Origin of the sequence: Mesorhizobium sp. M0478 (genome assembly GCF_040321305.1) — a bacterium.
Taxonomy (GTDB): Bacteria; Pseudomonadota; Alphaproteobacteria; order Rhizobiales; family Rhizobiaceae; genus Mesorhizobium.
Map to the genome: position 1 here is coordinate 68,563 of NZ_JAMYRH010000007.1, position 17,105 is coordinate 85,667.

A 17,105-nucleotide genomic window follows, 5' to 3' on the forward strand; every position below is an offset into this window, starting at 1 on the left:
CTTCGCTCGGCGATCGGCGGCGTACCTAGATATCAAGCGCCGGGGTACCGGATATCAAGCTTCGAGTGCTCCCCACCGCCCATCTACCAGATCCGAACCAGATTTGCTCATCGCTGAACATCAACCGATGCGGTCGGCCAGGATCAACTGGCAAATCCGCCCAAGTCGAATTGCATTGATGTCAGAACCGGAAATATGAAGTATAGTGCCGAAGGGCTGGAGGGCCTTTTTCGGGGTGGGAGAAAGCAATCTAGAGCGGGTCACAATCGAGATTCCACAGAACTTTCGAAGTTTTGTGGAAGGGGCATTGCTTCGCGTTCAGGTGCAGTATCCGTCACTTCGCTTTTCAGTATCGGCCGAGGGCATAGAGGTAGCTTCTCTGCCGCCCCACCATTTGGACGACGTGCGTAAGAGCGTTCTGCACACGGTCTATCGAGAAAAGATTTACGTCGAGACCCTTCCGCTTCGACAGGCGTTGATCACTGCGGTCACTGCGAAATGAACATTTGGCCGCTTAAGTTTCGAGAGCGCCCAAACGGCGAATTTCTGTTCGCCGATGATGCCGGTGGATTCTTCTCGGGAAGTCGGGACTTTTTAGCGAGGTACGCAGGCGACGCTCTGTCCGTTGCAGATCGCCATTTTCTCCGCGAAAACGGTCAGACGTTCGAACGCGAAGGCGATCCCGACTGGGCGTCATTTGCCTATCGATGGGCACGCAGGCAGTCGAAGCAGCAAGACCTGTCCTACCTTATCTTAGTCCCCACACTTCGCTGCAATTTGACCTGCGGCTATTGCCAGGTTTCGCGCGCCCCGGAGACCGCGCCGGGCTTCGACTGGAATGATGAAACATTGCGGGCCGTGCTCGGCTTTATCGACGCGATGAAAGGTCCGGAGATCAAGATCGAGTTTCAGGGCGGAGAACCCTTGCTTCGGACCGACCTACTTGAGCAGGTTCGCGCTTTCACCCGCTCAAAGTTTCCGAACAGCCAGTTTGTTGTCTGCACAAATTTGCAGCGGTTGGGCGAGCGAGAGTGGACGTTCCTTGACCAGCCGGACACATTCGTCAGCACCTCGCTGGACGGAAATCACGAGACCCACACGCGTCAGCGCACACATGATCCTCTGGTCACCGACACGTTCTTTGGCAACCTGGCAGAGGCTGTGCGTCGCCTTGGCCCCGGCAAGGTTTCAGCTTTGCCGACGATAGACGTTGATGCGCCGCCAGATTTCAACGACCTGGTCGATAATTTCGAGCGGCACGGAATCCTATCGATCTATCTGCGGCCAATAAACCACCAAGGTTTTGCGCGGCGTCGAAAGAGCGATCCAAATTCAATAGCAAAATGGAACGCGCTTCATTCCGATTTCATCGACCACCTTATCGACCGCAATCACCGCACCGGCCGATATGTCGAAGAATATTATTTCAGCCAGTGTCTGCGTCGGTTTCTCAGATCGGGAACCGATGACCATGTCGACCTGCGCAATCCAAATTTCTTCGCCTCGGACTACATCGTCGTCGATCACGATGGGCAGTTGTACCCGACGGATGAAGCTCGGATGCTCTCGCGCATAGGAAGGGTTGATCTGTCGATTGGCACGGTTGTCGAGGGGGTCGATCAGACCAAAGTGCGGCTTCTGAACCAATCGTCGATCAACAACTTCGACGCCGACTGCATCCACTGCGTCTATCAACCTTTCTGCGGAACTGACGTCGTCGATGACCTGTCACGGGACGGACGCGTCGACCTGGCTCGCACTGAGACGTGGTTCTGCAAAAGGCATATTTCGCTCTTCGACAAGGTCGTCGAGGTCATCAATCGCCGCGATGACGCGGCGACGCAGTCGCTAGCCAGTTGGGCCCGCGTGCCATTGTGGGGGGATCACATGATCCCAGTGCATGTATGATCCCGCTTCGTCTCAAAATCGAAACCGATGTCGTGGATCCCTACGTTGTTCGCCTGAGGTCGTTCGAAGGTTTGTCGGAGGACCGCAGCAATACCGGTTCGCTGGACGCAGCGTTGGAGAGCGCCAGCGCCGACACCGCTAACTTCACAGGCGCGATGGGCAAGCTTCGTCTCTTTGGTGTCGATCCGAGTGAGGTGAATGGTGATGTGATGTTTGTCGTGCCCTGGCGAGGGACGGCGCACCGCCTCATCCGTGCGAATTCCCGACACAACACGCTCTTGATCACGGAACGGTGCGATCAGCTCTGCGTGATGTGTTCGCAGCCGCCGAAGAAGCAGCACATAGACATGTTTCCATTCTTCGAAACAGCCGTGCTCTTGTCGCCAGAAGATTCGACCATCGGCATATCGGGAGGCGAGCCCACGCTCTTCAAAACGGAGCTGTTTGAGTTTCTAGAGAGAACGATGTTGGCTCGTCGCGACATCGATTTTCACGTCTTGACCAATGCCCAGCATTTTGATCGTCATGACCTAGCTAAACTTCGTCGTCTGGATTTGACCCGCATCCTTTGGGGCATCCCTGTTTACTCGAGCGATCAAGAAGTTCACGACCGTATCGTGGGGAAACCAGGTGCGTTCGCCCAGGTCAGGGAAAGCCTGTCGCTTCTTTGCGAGGCTGGCGCCAAGATTGAACTGCGCACAGTGCTTATGAAACCCAATGCTCCCAAGCTGTTTGACCAGGCGAAATTTGTGACGACCGCACTGCCGTTCGTGAACAAATGGGCGATCATGCAGCTCGAAAACATCGGCTACGGTCGACAGAATTGGAGCTCGTTATTCTACGACAGTTCCAGGGGCTTCGACGTGGTCGGCAAGGCCCTGGATTTTGCCGTCAGCCGCGGGATCGAGACCAAGCTCTACAATTTTCCGCTCTGCACAGTTCCTCCCAATTATCGGACCTTTGCACCTTCGACGATCTCCGACTGGAAGCGAACCTACGTCTCAGATTGTGCCGACTGTAGTCTCCGGGCCGAGTGCGGCGGTTTCTTCGAATGGCATCCGAAGGCCCATGGATACGAAAGGTTTGGTGTCGCATGAAAAAGCGGCTTTTCACGATCCCATCTTTGCTCGCTGCCGGGTTCATGCCAATCGAAAGCGTCGCAATGCCGCTTGCGCCACCTAGCGATGGTGGCAAAACAAAATCGCTGTTCGATATCTTTAAGCTGGATCACAAATTCACTTTGGCGGGCCACAGCTCACACAGCAGCCACAGCAGTCATAGTTCCCACAGTAGCCACCGATCGTCAGCGGGCGGCACCTACTACCCGCCTCCAGCGCCCGTCTATCAGGCGCCGGCACCGGTCTATCAAGCACCGACCTACCAGGCGCCCGCGACTGCGCCGGCGCCTTTGGTGGTGCTTCCCGGCAACGCCAACAAATTCAAGGAAATCGTTCTTCAGGTCCAATTCGCCATGCTCTCGTTCGGCTACTACAATGGCGAACTGGACGGCAAGATGAGCCCGGAAATGAGGGCTGGTCTGCTAAAAATGCAGTCCGACTACAACCTAAAAGTCACAGGTACAATCACACCCGAAACACTGAATGCTTTGCGAATCACTGCGGAGTGATCGATGGCCAAACCGCTTCAATCGGCGTGGTCCGACCCGTCGCCGAAGCTCGCCAAAGTAGCGAGGCAAATAGCACAATCCAGATCTGGGCCAATTGTCGACCTCGCATGCGGAGAGGGCAGGCATTTTGCCCTTTTCCTGTCGTTAGGTCGAAATGTGATTGGCATTGATATAGAGAAGTCCAAATTGCACTTTGCCCGACGCATGCTTGATCTCTATGTGGTCGCTTGCCGGAATCCGGGCCGAGCGCACCTCGTGCAGTGTGACTTGGAAAACGACGAGTGGCCTGTTCGCAAGGGGGTGGCTGGAGGAGTTGTAATCGTTGACTACTACTCTAGGCGTGTGGTGGAACGCGCAGCTACAATCCCGGCTCAAGACGGAGCATTTTATCTACAGACGTTCGGAGGACAAGGCGGCAACTGGGTGTCTTTACCGCATGCGGGGTTGGTTCGTACGATCCTGGAAGAATGCGGCTACGAATTTGTGTTCTATCGAGAGCGGGCGGTAGGCCCGGTGGGCCGGGATGCCGTGTCCGTCCACACGTTGGCGAAGAGAACAAGAATTCCGCGTGAACCAAGCACACACACGGAGAAATCCGAATGAAGATTCGACGTTTTGCAATCTTAGCGGCGGTGGTGATAACCGCCGCGATATCAACGCCCACACTCGCACAGCAGACTTTTGGTGGCAATGAATGCACCGACGACTGTTCCGGCCACAAGGCAGGCTACGATTGGGCTGAACAGAATCAGATCAGCGACGAGAGCAATTGTAGTTCGAACAGCCAATCCTTCAACGAAGGCTGTCAGACCTACGTTGAAGACCCTTCTCGAGGATCCGATGAAAATGACGACGGCGAAGAAATTGACGATTGACCATAAAGGTAAAGTGCCGAGAAGCGCGTCAATCGTAAGGCGAGAACAGTTGCGCTGCAGAGTGGGGGTTCAATGGATCGTCGAGATTTTTTGAAACAGACGTCTTTGTCTATAGTTGCGATCGCTGCAGGTTGTACGCCTGAAAGCCCATCCGAGCTGGGTCGGGGCCTTCCCTTAATCGATGCTCACTGCCACGTCTTCAACGCTTCCGATCTGCCAGCAACGCGCTTCCTCAGGCAGGTCGTCTTCGAGGACTTTCCAAAGCAATCAGCGGCCCGAATCCTGGCGGTCCGTGATCCCGATGTCACCGACGAGTTCATTCAGCTCATCCTGCGGCTGCTCGGAGCTGACAAGGCGCCAAGTGCCGACCAAGAGATTGCGTACCTGAGGACCGGCCGACGGGGCATGCCAACGGCGCTATCCGCTGCGAAGGCACGTGCAGCAGCTATCGAGGATACTACGCAGCATCTGCTGTTTCTCGATCGCAAAGGGAGACGTGCAGTCATTGCGGCAGGGTCTTCTGACCTAACCAATCGATCGCCCTTGCCGGAGGAAAAATTCCTAAACTATTTGCTCGGGGAGCCTATGAAGTCTCTTCGCGCGAACGAGCCTCTTTCAACAGCACGCGCCCGTTCAGCAAGCCAACAAGCGTTTGGTCGCACAGATGCCGTTGGGCATTACCTGAATTGGTTCAGCCTCTTTCGGCTTTATCGGCATGTGTTGGTGGAACGGCTTGTAACGGACACGGTACGACAGGGTTTCCGGCCAATCATGCTGACCCCCGCTTTGGTGGACTATGACGAATGGCTTTATGAGGACGTCGATTCCTCACCCCTGCCGAGGCAGATGGTCGTGATGGATTGCATCTCGCAACGAATGGCAAAGAGCGGGTCTGTGCTTCATGGCTACATGGGGTTTGACCCATTGCGAGAGGTTGCCTATCGCGCAGGTAAAAGCCCCGTTAGCTCGCTGACGACAGTTCGCACTGCCCTAACCGAGCACGGGTTTGTCGGGGCGAAACTTTATCCGCCCATGGGATTTCGCGCCTCAGACAACGAGCCGCCTTATCCTGTGCGAACGGTCAAGGCCTTGGGCTTTGTGCCGAGTAAGCAGCTGGATGCAGCTCTTCGCGATCTATACCGTTTGTGCGTCGAGCTTGATGCTCCAATCCTTACCCATGGTTATGCGTCGAATGGCTCTGGCCCTGACTATGCAAAACGGGGTGATCCCGCTTACTGGATTTCAGTTTTTCAGAAGTTTCCGACATTGCGGGTCTGCCTCGCACATTTTGGCGGTTTCGATGCCCGGTCTGCTGGCCGCGAAAATATGCCTTTGCCCGAGGGCAGTTGGGAGTGGCGGCTCGGTGAGTTTATCAAGTCTCAGCCGCAGCAGAATGTGGTTGCCGATATCAGCTATTTCTCCGAAGTTCTGACGGCCAGGGCTGATGTCAGGAAGTCACTAGCTTCCTCCTTCAGACGCTGGTTGGCGGAATTTGACCCCGGCTGCGACCACATCCTCTTCGGGAGCGATTGGATCATGCTGGGGAAGGAAGCCGGATACGACCACTACATTAAAAGCATCAACGCCTTCCTGCGGACGGACTGCCATCTGTCTGAAGATGCTTGCGACAAGATTTTCCGACGTAACGCGATGCGCTTTCTTCCGCTTGAGCGCGGCAGCCGAGGGCGAAACCGTCTCCTCGCATACTATCGGAAAAATGGGCTTGATGAGTCTCGCCTACCCTCGGTGAACATACCGCTCTTGGCAGGTCTTTTCGTGCGCTAGCAAGCTAAGACGATTATCCTTCTGTCGTTCACCGTCCGGCCTGGGAAGGCCAACCGGAAACGTGTCTCTTAGCATACTGTCGGAAGCTGTTTATCGGTCGGTCAGGTCATTTATCTGTCCCCATGAGGGCAAACGGGGGAGAGATGGTCTCAGCCATCTCTCCCCCGCAAATGCCGCCTGCGGCAGAGCGAGGCCGCCCGCTCGCAAGGCGGCGAATAATCCCCATCGCCTGACCTGATCCTGTCCGCCCCGCTCGACGCGCAGCCCAGCTCCGCTCGCCGGCATTCGCCCCCCTCTCTGCCGCGCGCTCACGCGCCCCCGGAAGGCATGCCGAGGGGCATGCCTTCGGCATGTAACGGGAAAGGACCAGAACCATGTCGACCAATGAAACGAGAGCGAAGACCGCAACTGCCAGCGAGAACGGCACGGAGGTTTTCATTCCGCTGAACAAGCTGAAGAAGTCGCCTCGCAATGCACGCAAGACCCCACACAGCGAGGCAATCATCGAAGCCTACGCGGCCAGCATTGCCGCAAAAGGCATCTTCCAAAACCTAGTGATAGAGCCCGAGCTTGACGGCGAGGGTGCGGAAACCGGCTTCTACTTTGTCAGCATCGGCGAAGGCCGCAGGCTGGCGCAGTTGTTGCGCGCGAAGCGCAAGCAGATCAAGAAGACCGAGCCGATCCGCTGCGTGGTCGATACCGTGAACGATGCGCATGAGATCAGCCTGGACGAAAACATCACCCGCGAGGCGATGCATCCTGCCGATCAGTTTGAGGCGTTCCGCGAGCTTCACGAGGAACGCGGATGGGGTGCGGAGGAAATCGCCGCCCGCTTCGGCATTACCGCGCATGTTGTGCGGCAGCGCCTGCGGTTGGGCGCGGTCAGCCCCAAGCTGATGCAGGTTTACCGCGATGGCGATCTGACCCTCGACCATCTGATGGCCTTCGCCATCACCGACGATCACGCCCGGCAGGAGCACGTTTTCGACAACCTCGCGTACAATCGCGAGCCCTACATCATCCGTCGCGAGCTAACGCGGACGCATGTTGCGGCAACCGACCGCCGCGCCATCTTCATCGGCGCGGAAGCCTACCTCGAAGCCGGAGGCGCCATCCTCCGAGACTTGTTCACGGAGGATCGCGGCGGCTTCTACGAGGATGCCGCGTTGCTTGACCGCTTGGTGATCGCGAAGCTGCAAGGTATCGCCGAAACCGTCAGGCAGGCTGAGGGCTGGAAATGGGCGGATGTTCATATCGACTACCCGCACGCAAACGGCTTGCGGCGCACTTACCCACAGCCAGTGGATTTGTCGGAAGAAGATAAAGCCGCCTACGCAACGGCATCCGACGAGTTCAACCGGCTCACGAAGGAATGGGATAGCGCCGAGGAACTACCGGACGATGTCGATCAAAGCTTCGGCAAGCCTGAAGCTGAGATCGAGCGCATCGACGCGCTGCGTCATGCCTACGATCCTGATATTGTTTCGCGTGGCGGTGTGTTCGTCGTGCTTTCCCATGACGGAACGGCCCGCATCGAACGTGGTTTCATCCGCGCCGAGGATGAGCAAGCGGGATCGGAAGCGGAAACGCGGCCAGAAGGTGAGGACTACGCCGCCAATGACGATGGCGAGATCATCCAAGACGGCAATGGCTCGGAATCCGTTGGCGGGAACGATGAAGAAGCGGAGGACGACGGCAAGCCGTTGTCGGACCTTCTCATTCGCGACTTGACCGCTCATCGGACGCTTGGGCTTCGCCTTGCGCTTGGCGAACAGCCGGACATCGCCCTTGTCGCGGTTACCCATACTCTTGCCGCGCAGACCTTCTACCAGGGTGCGGAAGCCCACTGCCTCGAAATCCGGCCAACCAGCGTCTATCTCGCCGGTCATGCGGACGGCATCGAGGACACGGCGGCGGGCAAGGCACTGGCGGATCGACATGCGGGGTGGGCTGCGGACATGCCTCGCGATGTGGCTGACCTGTGGGGTTTCATCGCCTCACTCGACCATGCAAGCGTCATAGCGATGTTCGCCCATTGCGCCTCGCTTACCGTCAATGCCGTAAAGCAGCCTTGGGAGCGCAAGCCCCGCGCCCATGCGACTGCGGATAGGCTGGCGACGGCGGTCAACCTCGACATGACGGCGCATTGGACGCCGACCGTCCGGACGTATCTCGGGCGTATCACCAAGGCACATATCCTCGACGCCGTGCGCGAAGCTGCCAGCGAAGAGGCGGCAGACAGGCTGTCGGACCTGAAAAAGCAGCCAATGGCGGAAGTCGCCGAGCAGTTGCTCGCCGGGACCGGATGGCTGCCCGCAGTCTTGCGAACCCCAGAACCTGCGGTGTTCGCTGAGCGGCAAGACGAGGAAGGTGACGCCAGATCGGCCGTGGTTGCTGAACTGGAGTCCGAAGACCCCGAGCCGGACACGACGAACGCTACGCTCGCCGACAGCAGCGCCCTAGCCGAGGGGCGCGAACCCTTCAACATCGCCGCCGAGTAAGCGCGATGGCCGGAGCCGCCGTGCGATTCCGGCCATCTTTCTGTTGGAGAATTTTCCGGCCGCGCCATTGGCGCGGCCAAGGACCTCGACCTAAGAACGGCAGCAATGAGAAGCTGATGATCTTGGCATGAGACACCATTGCCCAACAGGACAGGGCGTTACCATCAGAGAAGATGTATCGTCACTATTTGATCAGCCGTTCACCGAGTCCTTGAGAGCCTTTGCCGGCTGGAAGACGATCTTCTTCGATGCGGCGATCTTGATCGTGGCGCCAGTCGACGGATTGCGGCCATCACGTGCTGGTTTGTTCTGTACCTTGAACTTGCCGAAGCCATTGAGGCTGATTTCCTCGCCCTTGGCTGCGGCTTCCGCAATGCCCTTCAACACATCCTCGACCACGGATTTCGCTTGTGTTTTCGACAGGCCGTGCGCGTCTGCAAGGCGTTCGGCAATATCGATCGTGTTTACAGCCATCATTTCCATCCCTTCTGAGTGAGTTCAACGACTGGCCTTATGGCACAGGCGATTCCACACTGTCATCGCGTCAAGGAACGGAATTCGGTGCAAACCAATGCTCGAACCGGGAATTTGCACCACTCTTATCGGGGAAGTCACGCAGCACATCACCTCGGCATCAGAAATCCGGCGTGGAGGGGGCGCTTTCCCAGCAATGGCTCACCCGTGCGTGAGGCGCGACCGCAGCGGGATCATTCGGCCATGCGGTGGAGGCTCAGGTGTGACGCGGCTATCCTCGGCTTCGATCTCAAATCATACTTGCATCGAAGCGACGTGAGACAGGAAATCGTCACGGCATTTGGCGACTTGGAAGCCGCTGCCCTCAGCAATTAATTGGTCGCTTTGGAGCCGCCCCGAACGCGATGACGATTCAGCCCAAAGATTGGGGAAGCAAGACGTTCCTTCTTCACCGGTTGGAGTAGGACCAACATCGCCATGGCGCGTGAGGAAGCGTCTTTGACCGAAATAGAGAAGCGCCGCGGCGCAAGCGACAATGGCCGTGACTGATCTTGGGCAATGTGGCGTTCCTCCCGGGTAGTCCTTCCAAGCCACGCCCACGGCGTCCTCGAATGGATTGGGTCTGACCGAAGACCGCCTTCGCTGCGCTCAGTCTCGATCGTCTTCCCGCAACGACGTCGCTGCGTTTTCTTCCCCTGGCCGCTGCGCGTCCATTCCTCGCGATCCAAGAAACCCTCGCGCCGCCGTCTTTCACTTCGTTTCAGCCCCTTCGGGGTGCGGACCGATCGTCTCCGGTCTCACGACCACCATCGAGGCCGCGATGGGCGCGGCCCGAGAACAACAGAAGGAACCACCACAATGGCTACGATCGGCACATTCTCGCGCACCGCGAACGGCTTCTCCGGCTCGGTCAAGACCCTCAATCTCAACGTCAAGACGGTGACGTTCGCCCCGGCCGATGGCGAGAATGAAAAGGGTCCCGACTTCCGCATCTTCGCCGGCGCCACCGAGTTCGGGGCGGCATGGAAGAAGACCTCGCGGGAGGGACGCGACTACCACTCCGTCAAGCTCGACGATCCCAGCTTCCCCGCTCCGATCTATGCGAGCCTGGTCGAGACCGACACCGAGGGCGACTTCTCGCTCATCTGGTCCCGCCGCACCGCAGAGTGATCCGACTTGACACGAAGCCCCGCCGCAAGGCAGGGCTTCGCCATGTTCAGGTCCACACAGCCTGGCACGTGCGCAGGTGCAGCGCGCTAGGCTTTGGCTGGCGCCTTGCGCGTCTTCTTCAGCGGCGACTTGACGGCTGCCGCAGTTGTTCTCGCTGCTGCCGCACGAGCAGCTCGTCTTGGTTTTTCCGCCGCGGCAGGAGTGGGCGCAGCCGCCTTGCGCCCGAGCCCTGATGCCTTCGCCAGGGCCGAACGCGTGGCCGCGTAATTCGGCGCCACCATCGGATAGTCGGAGGGCAGGTTCCATTTCTGCCGGTATTGGTCAGGGGTGAGGTTAAAATGCTGAAGATGCCGCTTGAGCGATTTGAATTTCTTTCCGTCTTCCAGACAAATGATGAAGTCCGGCGTCACCGACTTCCTGATCGATACTGCCGGTTCCTGCTTGACCACAGATTCCGTCGCCGGCGTGCCGATACCTTTCAAAGCGGCATGGATATCACCGATCAATTTCGGCAACTCGCCGACCGGCAGTGGATTGTTCGACACATAGGCGGCAACGATGTCGGCCGCTATCGACACGGTATCCAGTTGGCCGTCTTGTTGGAGAGCAGTGGTCATATAACTTCCTCTTATTGTGTCGGACGAATTGAGCGACGTTTGATTTCTCCGTCCCGCCGCTGAGGCAAATAGTACGTTTCTCTGTAAAATCCAAATCTCGTGCACGACATTATAAGGGTAAGCTTAGCTTTGATCGTTCCAATCGACTGCGGATACCCTTGTCGACCCAATCGGAAGCGAGGAACTTCCCCTCGCTCCCCGCCAATCCTGCCTGTGCAGAGCAGGGCCGCAGGCTCGCAAAGCGGCCGACTGCAGCAACGGCGGCCATCAATTTCCACCCTCAGTGTCCAGGCAAAGAAGGTGCGCATCGTCCCAGACACACGCGCCACTCGCGAGAACGCTCCCAGCCACCGGGGGTGGTCGGACGCGCCGAGATGGGCGCCGCATGGTCGAAACTTCCAGCAATTGTCGCGACTACCTGGGTCTCAAGCTCGACGATCCGAACTCAACGCCCCGATCTACGCGACGACGACGAAGGTGAGGGTTTTCTCGCTCATCTGGTCCCGCCCGAACGTGCGGCGGGGTGACTGAGGACCCGCGCCGGCCTCGGCCGGAAGGCCGGGCCTTCTTCCGCGGCCGTCCGGTTCGGTTCACTTCGAGAGCGATGCCGAAACCGCATCGCCTGATGCTTCTCAGCTATCCTCCGTCGGCGCCGTTGTTTCTATAAAATGCAGGCTTTCACTCTGTGAAGACGAGGCAAGCGATGATCGAGCCGTTTGACGAAACCGCGCCGACCAGTGACGAACTCACCGAATACGATCGGGAACACGTCAAGCTCTATGTGCGCCTGCTTGACGCCGCCGACGACGGCGCGGACTGGCGCGAGGTTGTTGAAATCCTCTTCGGCATTGATCTGACGAAGGAGTCACAACGCGCCCGGCGAATCCATGACAGCCATCTGGCGCGAGCGCGCTGGATGGCGCGTGCAGGCTACCGTCATCTTTTGCGCCGACCCGGCAACTAGCACCACAGCGCCTGTGGTTCGCTGGTGATGCCGAAGTGGCATCACCCGATGCCCGGCAAGGGTCTTCCGCCAATCGCTACAACCCGGAATCGTTTGGAGGCGGGGTCTACGCGTTGTTTGCGAGGAATTCTTGGATGAGGCCGGATACGTCGCATTGGCGAGACAATGCCAGCTATGATTATTTCGATACATTACCCATCGAAGGGCTCGCCTGGGAGTGTCTGCGGCGTCACGAACCCTATCAACGGCACTACCAAGCGCTCTTGACCACAAGATCCGAAAAGGCACCCTTCCACCCTGAGGCCCAGCGGCAGTGGGGGTTGCGATTTCCCGGCCACGCCGGATTTGTCCGCCTTGGCGCAAGACGTTTTCTGGTCGCCTGACGTCGATCCAGCTGTGGTTTCTCTCGTGCCGGCGCCGGAATTCCTGTCGTCCTTGCGATCGGCTCCGTTGACCGGCATGGGCGTTAGCCGCGACAGCGCGGAAGGACGCCACACTGTCCATAGTGCAGGCGTCGCCACTCAACTTCTGCTCCTGCCCGGTAGTGAGCCGCACGGCGCTTTGGCGGCGTTGATCCCTTTGGATGCAGAAACGTTGGGACGGATCGAAGCACTCACCCGTTTCTGGCGTTCCTTGCAGGGGCGCCCCACACCTTCGGACACGCGGATGACCCCGCAGCAGCGCCGCCGCTTTCGACTGATGATACAGGCCGCTGACGGCCACTCGAATGGCGCGAGCTACCGCGACATTGCGATCGCGCTTTACGGGTTTAAGCGCGTCGCCGCCGATCCTTGGAAAACCTCCGCGCTGCGCGATGCGGTGATCGGTCTCGTCGAAGGCGCCACCGCCATGATCGGCGGCGGCTATTTGCAAATCCTGCGTCATCGCCGTCGATCCTAGCGGGTCTGGCCGCGCAAAAGGGGTGGAGTTTTAGCCCCCCTCAACTTCCCCATCCCTGACGAAGCTTACTCTCCGCCACCGTGGTCTCCGTCCACCGCTGAACGCCAGCGGCTGCCCAAAACCCCACGGAGGTTCGACCCATGCGACCCGATATCGCCGTTTTGCCGCCGCGCTTCCTGCGCACCAAGGAAGCCGCGGATTTCCTCAGCCTGTCCGCCCGCACGCTCGAAAAGCACCGTACCTATGGCACTGGTCCTTCCTACCGCAAGCTCGGCGGCCGTGTCGTCTATGCCGTCGACGATCTTCAGGCTTGGGCCGAACGCGGCGCTGTCACGTCTACATCCGATCCGCGTGGGTCGGTCCTGCCGGCCAAGCGTCACACGCCGACGCCGCCGACGCACGGCGGACAATACGCACGCTGACCGCGCGCGGATTTCCAAATGGTGGCGCGAAACCCATCCCTTTCGGAGCGCGGGCAGCTCGACCTGTTCAGGGCGCTGCCTGGCGACTTCGCCCCACGAGACGCGCAGGATCTCATGGCTTATCCGTTCTTCTCCCTCTCCAAGACCCATCGCGTCGCGCCAATCGACTTCATGGCCGGCAACGTCACGATCCGGGTCGAAGCCGTACCCGATCATGGTATGGCGACCATCTGGGACGCCGACATCCTGATCTGGGCCGCGAGCCAGATCGTCGAGGCGCGCGACGCCGGCCTTCGCACCTCGCGCCTGATGGCTGCCACGCCCTATGAGATTCTCACCTTCGTCGGCCGCGGCAAGAGCCTGCGCGACTATCAGCGCCTGAAGGCGGGGCTTGACCGGCTGCAGTCGACCACCGTCTCGACGACAATCCGTCAGCCCGCCGAAGGCCGGCGTCACCGCTTCTCATGGATCAATGAGTGGCAGGAGCGCATCGATCGCCATGGCAAACCCGCGGGGATCGAGTTGATCGTCCCCGACTGGTTCTACCAGGCAGTCCTCGATGACGCGCTCGTGCTGACGATCGATCGCGCCTATTTCGCCCTGACTGGCGGGCTGGAGCGCTGGCTCTATCGACTGGTGCGCAAGCATGGCGGACGCCAGCCCGACGGCTGGCGCTTCGACTTCCGTCACCTTCACCAGAAATCCGGCAGCCTGTCGCCCCACAAGCGCTTTGCCTTCGAGCTGCGCGACATCATCCGCCGCCAGCCGCTGCCCGGCTACACGCTCTTCCTCGAAGTGGAGATGGGTGGCCGGACGCTGCTCGCTTTCGAGCGGATTGGCTCCTGTGGAAAGCCTGGGGACGGCATCGTGCTATCGGGAACCGGACCTATCGTGCCATCGGGAACCGCAGGCTCGTGCTATCGGGAACCCAAACGGGGCCTAACCCTCGGAAAGCAAAGCCGAAATCGCGCCCTTAACTTAGACTCTAACCCAGAATCTAACCTTGAAGAGCGCGCGCGCGATGTGCAGAGGCTCGGACGGCGAGCCAGCAACGCACTCAGCGTAACCACCAACAAGACCCCGAAAAAGCCAACGGTTTCTGGTGGCCGCGACACGGCAACCAACGCTTCCGAAGCTCCGACTCCGCCTCTTGATCCGCGCTCGAGAGGCACCCGATGATCGTCGCACTCCTCAATCAAAAGAGCGGTGTTGGCAAGGCACCTTTGACGCTGCTTCTCGCCGGTGAATTGACCTGCAAGGGAAATCAGTTCGCGACCTTTCTTTGTGCGCCCGACCACCGACATGACGACTCAGGAGCGCGACTGCATCGCCGTTTTCGAGCACGACGGCATTGTCGCCAACACGCTGCGCGAGAAGCTCGCGCGCAAATTCCCGGCAACATCAGGAGAACCTTCATGACCGGCATCGCGGCTCCTCGCATGCGCGACGCCTTCCCGGCCAAGCACCACGCTCGCGACGATCTCGTCCATGTCGAACTGACCTGGGTCGAGAAGAAAATTGAGAACTGGATACGCTTCGGCACGCACGCCCAGGAACAGATCGTCGATCGTCGCCGGCGCATCCTGTCCTATCGCCCCGGCACGGTCTTCGCGTTCGTTCGCTGGGCGGCGAACGACTTCGGAACGATCATCTCACGCATCGATATCGTGCGTGCGGTCGCGTCTTGCGAAGCCTATCAGACACTGCCCTTCGTGCGCCCCGGCGGCGACATCCTTCTGAAGGTCGAGAGCTGGCCCAAGGTGGAACGCGTGCTGCAGGCGATCGACGCCATCCAGCGCCTCGACATCGAGCCTGAGTCGGTGTCGCTCGATCATTGGCGGCACATCCACAACCGGATAACCGCCGGCCACGCGCCGCGCAGCTACGAACTCGACCAACATCGCGCCTTCCTGCTGCGCAAGAGGATCGAGCCGTGACGCGCGCCCGGATCATCGTCGCTAGCGTTCTCGCTGCCATGGGCGTCGGCTATCCCGGCCTCACTTCGATGCCCACGAAGCTCATCTGGAATGCGTCAGCTAGCGCACCGATCGGCTTCTACACGATCGACTTCTTTGGACCGTTCGAGGTCACCGATCTTGTGGCCGTCGAGGCGCCTGAGCCACTCGCCGCATTCCTCGCTGATCGCGGCTATCTGCCGAGGGGCGTGCCACTCTTGAAGCGCATCCTTGGCGTTGCCGGGCAGCGTGTATGTCGCTCGAACCTCACCATCACTGTCGATGGCGTCGAGGCGGGCGTGGCGCTCGAGCGTGATCGGGCCGGCCGTGACCTGCCCGTCTGGCAGGGCTGCCGCCGCATCCCGACCGGCGAAGTCTTCCTGATGAATTGGCAGGTCCGCGACAGCCTCGACGGCCGTTACTTCGGCCTCATCTCCACAGCCCAGATCATCGGTCGCGCCGTCCCGTTGTGGACCGACGAGGGGAAAAACGGGCGCTTCGAATGGCGCGCGTCAACGCGTTGGGCGCGCGACCGGCGGCGCGCGTCGCGCCGCCAGCCTTCATCACCGCACCACTGAAAACAGGAGCCTGACATGCAACAGATCGGGGAATTCACGCGCCAGAAGACTGGCTATAACGGACGTATCCACACGCTCAGTCTCAACCTCGATGTCGCCATTGTGACGGCGGAGGCGAGTGAAACGGAGAATGCGCCTGACTACCGCATTCACGCCGGAAGCGAGGACGGCCCCGAGATTGGTGCCGGCTGGAAACGCTCCAGCGAAAAGGCTGGTGACTATGTCTCGATCCAGCTCGACGACCCGACCTTCGCGCAGCCGATACGCGCGAGCCTCTTTCGCAACGGCGACGACAAAACGTCCTGGTCGCTGCACTGGGCGCGCCCGCGCGACCGTAGCGAGAAGGATTGAACGATGCGCGCTCGCCGTCCATCGACGAGCCATCGCGGTGCGCCCGGGCCGTTTCGTGCTGCCCGGCGCATGGCTCTGCTCCTCCTTTGCGGCCTGTCCGTCGCGACCGTCACGCCGGCGGAGACAGTCGCGCAGGACTTGGCCGTCGCGCGGTCGTCGCAACGCGATCACTTCGGTGCGCACATCAGTGAAGCCTCGCACCGCTTCGGCGTTCCGACCGCGTTGATACGCGCCATCATGCGCAAGGAGAGTGCGGGCGATGCGCGCGCCGTGTCCAGCGCAGGCGCCCGCGGCTTGATGCAGATCATGCCCGGCACATGGGATTATCTGCGCGCCCGCTGGTCGCTTGGCTTCGATCCGTTCGATCCCCGGGACAACATCCTGGCAGGAACGGCGTATCTGCGCGAACTGCGCGATCGCTTCGGCTCACCGGGGTTTCTGGCCGCCTACAACGCTGGACCCGCACGCTACGAAGCCTACCTCACTGGGCGTCCGTTACCGGCCGAGACCCGCGCCTATGTCGCGACGCTCGCCCCCCTGGTCGGTGAAGGCGAGGGTGTGCGCCCTTTCGCCGTTACGTCTGTCGAGGCCATTCCGTGGAAACACGGCTCGCTCTTCGTCGGTCAGCCGGATCGCATAGAGGCTGTCGACCTCGTGCCGGCCAAGCGACCACCAAATGACGCGAGTTCCGCACCCGCCGTGCGCGATGTCTCCGCCATCGTGCCGCTGTCCGAAGGCCTCTTCGTGGCGCGAGCGGGCGAAAGGATCCAGCCATGAGCGCGCGCGGGCGTCTTCGCGCAACCGCGAGCCCCAGCGCACCGAGGCGTGGATGGGGGCGGAAGGTGTGCAGAACAAGCGGAAGATGGCGAGATAAAAGGCCGCGAGGTGCGGCGTCGATCGGTTGTGTTGTTTCAAGAGGTTATACAGGATTTCCGCGAGGTGCGAAGGTTTGGCGCACCCCGCCGGAACACTGTTTTC

18 protein-coding genes and 1 pseudogene are annotated in these 17,105 nt (G+C 59.8%); 17 read left to right on the forward strand and 2 right to left on the reverse strand.

Annotated features, from left to right (window positions below; translation table 11 throughout):
* The first annotated feature begins 498 nt into the window (after positions 1-498).
* The 6 genes from hxsB (at position 499) to NKI64_RS17900 (ending at position 8,696) form a co-directional block, all read left to right on the forward strand.
* A complete protein-coding gene (hxsB, locus tag NKI64_RS17870) occupies positions 499-1,908 on the forward strand; it encodes a His-Xaa-Ser system radical SAM maturase HxsB (protein WP_352669100.1) in 1,410 nt (469 codons plus the stop codon).
* Positions 1,905-3,005: a His-Xaa-Ser system radical SAM maturase HxsC gene (gene hxsC / locus NKI64_RS17875; protein ID WP_352669102.1), complete on the forward strand. Its 1,101-nt coding sequence runs from the start codon at positions 1,905-1,907 to the stop codon at positions 3,003-3,005. Before hxsB ends, hxsC begins: the two co-directional genes overlap by 4 nt.
* Entirely contained in the window at positions 3,002-3,535 is a 534-nt protein-coding gene (gene hxsA / locus NKI64_RS17880) for a His-Xaa-Ser repeat protein HxsA (protein WP_352669104.1), read from the forward strand. The genes hxsC and hxsA overlap by 4 nt, the downstream gene beginning before the upstream one ends.
* 599 nt (positions 3,536-4,134) lie before the next feature.
* Positions 4,135-4,410: a hypothetical protein gene (locus NKI64_RS17890; protein WP_352669109.1), complete on the forward strand. Its 276-nt coding sequence runs from the start codon at positions 4,135-4,137 to the stop codon at positions 4,408-4,410.
* A gap of 72 nt (positions 4,411-4,482) precedes the next feature.
* Positions 4,483-6,195 (forward strand): amidohydrolase family protein, encoded by a 1,713-nt coding sequence (locus tag NKI64_RS17895; protein ID WP_352669111.1) that lies wholly within the window; start codon positions 4,483-4,485, stop codon positions 6,193-6,195.
* Positions 6,196-6,569: 374 nt separating this feature from the next.
* On the forward strand, positions 6,570-8,696 hold the full coding sequence (locus tag NKI64_RS17900) for a ParB/RepB/Spo0J family partition protein (protein ID WP_352669113.1): 2,127 nt from the start codon (positions 6,570-6,572) through the stop codon (positions 8,694-8,696).
* Positions 8,697-8,888: 192 nt separating this feature from the next.
* Here the strand turns inward: NKI64_RS17900 and NKI64_RS17905 are convergent, their stop codons facing one another.
* Positions 8,889-9,173 carry an HU family DNA-binding protein gene (locus NKI64_RS17905; RefSeq protein WP_502901384.1) on the reverse strand — a complete coding sequence of 95 codons (285 nt, stop codon included), beginning with the start codon at positions 9,171-9,173 and terminating at the stop codon, positions 8,889-8,891.
* A gap of 855 nt (positions 9,174-10,028) precedes the next feature.
* Here NKI64_RS17905 and NKI64_RS17910 point away from each other — a divergent pair.
* Positions 10,029-10,340, forward strand: coding sequence for a DUF736 domain-containing protein (locus NKI64_RS17910; protein ID WP_352485884.1), 312 nt, complete (start codon positions 10,029-10,031; stop codon positions 10,338-10,340).
* A gap of 86 nt (positions 10,341-10,426) precedes the next feature.
* On the opposite strand, the gene NKI64_RS17915 is transcribed toward NKI64_RS17910, so the two are convergent.
* Positions 10,427-10,957 (reverse strand): Ros/MucR family transcriptional regulator, encoded by a 531-nt coding sequence (locus NKI64_RS17915; protein ID WP_352669421.1) that lies wholly within the window; start codon positions 10,955-10,957, stop codon positions 10,427-10,429.
* 249 nt (positions 10,958-11,206) lie between these two features.
* Between NKI64_RS17915 and NKI64_RS17920 the strand changes: the two are divergent.
* The 10 genes and pseudogenes from NKI64_RS17920 to NKI64_RS17965 all read left to right on the forward strand — a co-directional run bounded on the left by NKI64_RS17920 (position 11,207) and on the right by NKI64_RS17965 (position 16,904).
* Positions 11,207-11,488: pseudogene (locus NKI64_RS17920) on the forward strand (DUF736 domain-containing protein).
* A gap of 172 nt (positions 11,489-11,660) precedes the next feature.
* Entirely contained in the window at positions 11,661-11,921 is a 261-nt protein-coding gene (locus tag NKI64_RS17925) for a DNA -binding domain-containing protein (protein ID WP_352669116.1), read from the forward strand.
* Positions 11,922-12,055: 134 nt separating this feature from the next.
* A complete protein-coding gene (locus tag NKI64_RS17930) occupies positions 12,056-12,304 on the forward strand; it encodes a transcriptional regulator domain-containing protein (protein ID WP_352669118.1) in 249 nt (82 codons plus the stop codon).
* Positions 12,276-12,821, forward strand: a complete 546-nt coding sequence (locus NKI64_RS17935) for a DUF2285 domain-containing protein (protein ID WP_352669120.1) — start codon at positions 12,276-12,278, stop codon at positions 12,819-12,821. Before NKI64_RS17930 ends, NKI64_RS17935 begins: the two co-directional genes overlap by 29 nt.
* Positions 12,822-12,961: 140 nt before the next feature.
* Positions 12,962-13,243 (forward strand): helix-turn-helix transcriptional regulator, encoded by a 282-nt coding sequence (locus NKI64_RS17940; RefSeq protein WP_352669122.1) that lies wholly within the window; start codon positions 12,962-12,964, stop codon positions 13,241-13,243.
* Positions 13,244-13,261: 18 nt separating this feature from the next.
* On the forward strand, positions 13,262-14,422 hold the full coding sequence (locus tag NKI64_RS17945; RefSeq protein ID WP_352669124.1) for a replication initiator protein A: 1,161 nt from the start codon (positions 13,262-13,264) through the stop codon (positions 14,420-14,422).
* A gap of 236 nt (positions 14,423-14,658) precedes the next feature.
* Positions 14,659-15,180, forward strand: coding sequence for a DUF2840 domain-containing protein (locus tag NKI64_RS17950; RefSeq protein ID WP_352669126.1), 522 nt, complete (start codon positions 14,659-14,661; stop codon positions 15,178-15,180).
* Between the two features lie 38 nt (positions 15,181-15,218).
* Positions 15,219-15,776 carry a S26 family signal peptidase gene (locus NKI64_RS17955; protein ID WP_502901387.1) on the forward strand — a complete coding sequence of 186 codons (558 nt, stop codon included), beginning with the start codon at positions 15,219-15,221 and terminating at the stop codon, positions 15,774-15,776.
* Between the two features lie 15 nt (positions 15,777-15,791).
* A complete protein-coding gene (locus NKI64_RS17960; protein ID WP_352669130.1) occupies positions 15,792-16,127 on the forward strand; it encodes a DUF736 domain-containing protein in 336 nt (111 codons plus the stop codon).
* Positions 16,128-16,130: 3 nt separating this feature from the next.
* The gene (locus tag NKI64_RS17965) at positions 16,131-16,904 is read left to right on the forward strand and encodes a lytic transglycosylase domain-containing protein (protein ID WP_352669132.1); all 774 of its coding nucleotides are present in this window, start codon (positions 16,131-16,133) and stop codon (positions 16,902-16,904) included.
* Positions 16,905-17,105: the final 201 nt, after the last annotated feature.

Bases quoted from the DNA above. Each gene is read 5' to 3' on its own strand.
- hxsB (WP_352669100.1), top strand. From the start codon at position 499: ATGAACATTTGGCCGCTTAAGTTTCGAGAGCGCCCAAACGGCGAATTT.
- hxsC (WP_352669102.1), top strand. From the start codon at position 1,905: ATGATCCCGCTTCGTCTCAAAATCGAAACCGATGTCGTGGATCCCTAC.
- hxsA (WP_352669104.1), top strand. From the start codon at position 3,002: ATGAAAAAGCGGCTTTTCACGATCCCATCTTTGCTCGCTGCCGGGTTC.
- NKI64_RS17890 (WP_352669109.1), top strand. From the start codon at position 4,135: ATGAAGATTCGACGTTTTGCAATCTTAGCGGCGGTGGTGATAACCGCC.
- NKI64_RS17895 (WP_352669111.1), top strand. From the start codon at position 4,483: ATGGATCGTCGAGATTTTTTGAAACAGACGTCTTTGTCTATAGTTGCG.
- NKI64_RS17900 (WP_352669113.1), top strand. From the start codon at position 6,570: ATGTCGACCAATGAAACGAGAGCGAAGACCGCAACTGCCAGCGAGAAC.
- NKI64_RS17905 (WP_502901384.1), bottom strand. From the start codon at position 9,173: ATGATGGCTGTAAACACGATCGATATTGCCGAACGCCTTGCAGACGCG.
- NKI64_RS17910 (WP_352485884.1), top strand. From the start codon at position 10,029: ATGGCTACGATCGGCACATTCTCGCGCACCGCGAACGGCTTCTCCGGC.
- NKI64_RS17915 (WP_352669421.1), bottom strand. From the start codon at position 10,957: ATGACCACTGCTCTCCAACAAGACGGCCAACTGGATACCGTGTCGATA.
- NKI64_RS17925 (WP_352669116.1), top strand. From the start codon at position 11,661: ATGATCGAGCCGTTTGACGAAACCGCGCCGACCAGTGACGAACTCACC.
- NKI64_RS17930 (WP_352669118.1), top strand. From the start codon at position 12,056: ATGAGGCCGGATACGTCGCATTGGCGAGACAATGCCAGCTATGATTAT.
- NKI64_RS17940 (WP_352669122.1), top strand. From the start codon at position 12,962: ATGCGACCCGATATCGCCGTTTTGCCGCCGCGCTTCCTGCGCACCAAG.
- NKI64_RS17945 (WP_352669124.1), top strand. From the start codon at position 13,262: ATGGTGGCGCGAAACCCATCCCTTTCGGAGCGCGGGCAGCTCGACCTG.
- NKI64_RS17950 (WP_352669126.1), top strand. From the start codon at position 14,659: ATGACCGGCATCGCGGCTCCTCGCATGCGCGACGCCTTCCCGGCCAAG.
- NKI64_RS17955 (WP_502901387.1), top strand. From the start codon at position 15,219: ATGGGCGTCGGCTATCCCGGCCTCACTTCGATGCCCACGAAGCTCATC.
- NKI64_RS17960 (WP_352669130.1), top strand. From the start codon at position 15,792: ATGCAACAGATCGGGGAATTCACGCGCCAGAAGACTGGCTATAACGGA.
- NKI64_RS17965 (WP_352669132.1), top strand. From the start codon at position 16,131: ATGCGCGCTCGCCGTCCATCGACGAGCCATCGCGGTGCGCCCGGGCCG.